2 protein-coding genes are annotated in these 2,681 nt (G+C 46.9%); both read left to right on the top strand.

Annotated features, from left to right (window positions below; genetic code table 11):
- The first annotated feature begins 645 nt into the window (after nucleotides 1–645).
- A complete protein-coding gene (locus tag L692_RS0125755) occupies nucleotides 646–1,326 on the top strand; it encodes a hypothetical protein (protein ID WP_025702770.1) in 681 nt (226 codons plus the stop codon).
- A partial coding sequence (locus L692_RS0125760) for a phage baseplate assembly protein V (RefSeq protein ID WP_025702771.1) occupies nucleotides 1,323–2,681 on the top strand: 1,359 nt, incomplete at its 3' end. The genes L692_RS0125755 and L692_RS0125760, both read left to right, overlap by 4 nt.

The following is a 2,681-nucleotide window of genomic DNA, read 5'->3' on the forward strand; positions in this document are numbered from 1 at the left end:
TGTACTGTCCAAGTTCAAATAGGGGCTAAATAGATACCCCTGATACAGGTTACGTTATCCATGCGTTAAATGCCGTCTATCTCAGGTCAATTGGAAAATGGATTCGTTTAGATGCACGTGGAAATAAATTGGGGGTGGATGCTCAGTTCTCACTGGAAGAAGAGAAATTGGCTTTTCCTATACGTGAAGTATATGAAGAGAAGGATTATCCTGTAATTTACACGAAACCAAACATAAAAACAACGACCGCATTACTTCAAAATTCAGATTGTACTTCGATGTATCTTTATGGTTTGCCTTCAGAATTGTAGCCGTTAATTTTTATTGAGCTGATGTTAGAGTAATAACCACGTGACTGCCAAAATTAAAATGGCGGTCTTTTTTTGTTCAAAAATCAACCTATCCGCCAATACATCTCAACAAGTCTCCAATCCTGACACTTACAATTGCATTTATGTTTAAATCCCCGCTCTTATACAATCTTCCAAATATACTCATTGAAAACACCCCATGCAATGGGTCATTTTGTAAATTAATAGTTGGTTTAAACCGATATATACATTTGCTGGGCTCTTATTTAAAGATTTCCTCTCCTCTCCAAATATTCAAGCAGAATCTTACGTCTTAATGAAAAGGGGGCTTTCTATGAACTATCTGGACGAGCAGATTCTTAGCCTTAAAGCTAAAGTTATGGATCAGGCGACAGCCAATAACGATGATTTGCAATCCATTCCATTTGAACCTCTGGAATCCGAACAGAACGCCTCGATCTCAGAAGAAGCAAAGGTGTTTCATATTGGAAATGATCATTTCACACTGGAGCCAAGAACGATTCTAGATGGGCAAATTGCAGTGCATGTTCCCAAATCCTTTAAACTCATGCCGCTGGAAGAGGCCACATTCAAATATCCTTCAGAACATCGCCCGAAGGTAATTTACACCTCTTCGGAGGGTACAATCAATATCACCTTTAATCCTACAGAAACGTCCTTGGAACTCGAAGAGCTTCCCGAGTTTATGGAGCAAATGGCGGACGTTTTACGGTCTGTACAACCGATTCGCAACTGGATCGGTGCGGAGCTGATCGTCAATCTTTCCGGCCTTTCCATCGGGATGGTTCGTTTCATAGCAGCAGGTGTAGACGGTAATCTATACAACGAAATGCTGCTGTTTATCCGGGAAGGATACTTAAACCTTGGTACCTTCAACTGTATGGAATCCGACATGGAGGCTTGGCTGCCTGTAGCGAAACACATGGTGCAATCTCTCCGTATTGTTCCGGCCTCCTCCTATCCCACGTCCGAGAAAGGTGTGGCTCCATTATGAGTCTGGGCTACGATAATATTCAAATTCACCCGTATGAGCTGGTTGTACTGGAGCAGCTTACTCTTACCAAAAAAATCAACGAGCATGCCCGGCTTTATTTCACCGGGATGATCCCGGAAGAGCTACAGGACAGCTATGTAGATAGTACGGAGAAGAATACGGTCATTGAGTTAAGCCAAAGGGATGAATCCGGGGGAAGCAGGCCGTTGTTCAGCGGGATTCCGCTGTCGGTCGAGATCAAGGTCGTACGGGGCGTTTCCTATCTGGAGGTGGAGGCGATCTCCCACACGTACCGGATGGATATCAAGCGGCGTACCCGTTCTTTTCAGAATACCAAAATGACCATCCCGCAAATGCTGGAGCAGATCGGACAGGATTATGAAGGCCTTGATGTCATAGATGGAGCGACAGGCGGTGAAGCCATAGGGAAGATTGCCGTCCAGTATCAGGAGACGGACTGGGCTTTTCTGAGACGAATAGCTTCCCGTTATCATACGAGCTTAATGCCTGTAGCCCGGTTCGACAGTCCCAAATTTTATTTTGGCATCGAGCACAGCCCTGCACAGGCGGTACTGGATCAGACCCGTTATACCGTGCGTAAGCAGATGCTGCCGTTTCGTTATTTTCAGGAGAATGAGCATGCGAATCTGAGCGAAAATGATTTTATTGTCTATGAGGTAGAAACGGATGAGGTGCTGGATTTAGGCGCCCAGCTGGCCTTTCAAGGACACAGCCTGTATGTGACAGAAGCCTATACCGACATGAGTCAGGGACAACTGCGGCATCAATATGCGCTTGCTTCGTATCAGGGATTGCGGCAACAAAGCTACTATCAGGAAAAGCTGGCGGGCGCTTCGTTAAACGGTATCGTGCTGGACGTTCACCAGGATCAGGTACGCATTCATCTGGATTGTGATAACAAGCAGGACGCAGACAAGGCGCATTGGTTTAACTACTTAACCGCATATAGCGGCGGCGGGCATACGGGCTGGTATGTCATGCCGGAGAAGGGTGATCCCGTCTCTCTCTATTTCCCCGGCAGCCGTGAAGAAGACGGGATGGCAACCAGTGCCGTCCGGCGGGCTGATCGCAATAGTACGCATAACAAGTTTAACAACCCTCAGATGAAAATATGGCGAACTCCGCATGGCAAGGAAATTCGGCTGGGGCCGGATGAACTGGTCGTTACCGGCAAGGATGGTTCGATTTATATCAAGCTGGACGACCGGGAAGGGATTCATATGGTGAGCAGCAAGCAAGTGAGTATCTCGGCGGGCGGCAACCTGAGTCTGTCTGCTGGGAAGACGATGAGCCTCTCCGCAGGCAGCGAGCTTCGTATGGATTGCAACGGCAGG

Source organism: Paenibacillus forsythiae T98 (assembly GCF_000520735.1).
Classification (GTDB): Bacteria; Bacillota; Bacilli; order Paenibacillales; family Paenibacillaceae; genus Paenibacillus_AQ; species Paenibacillus_AQ forsythiae.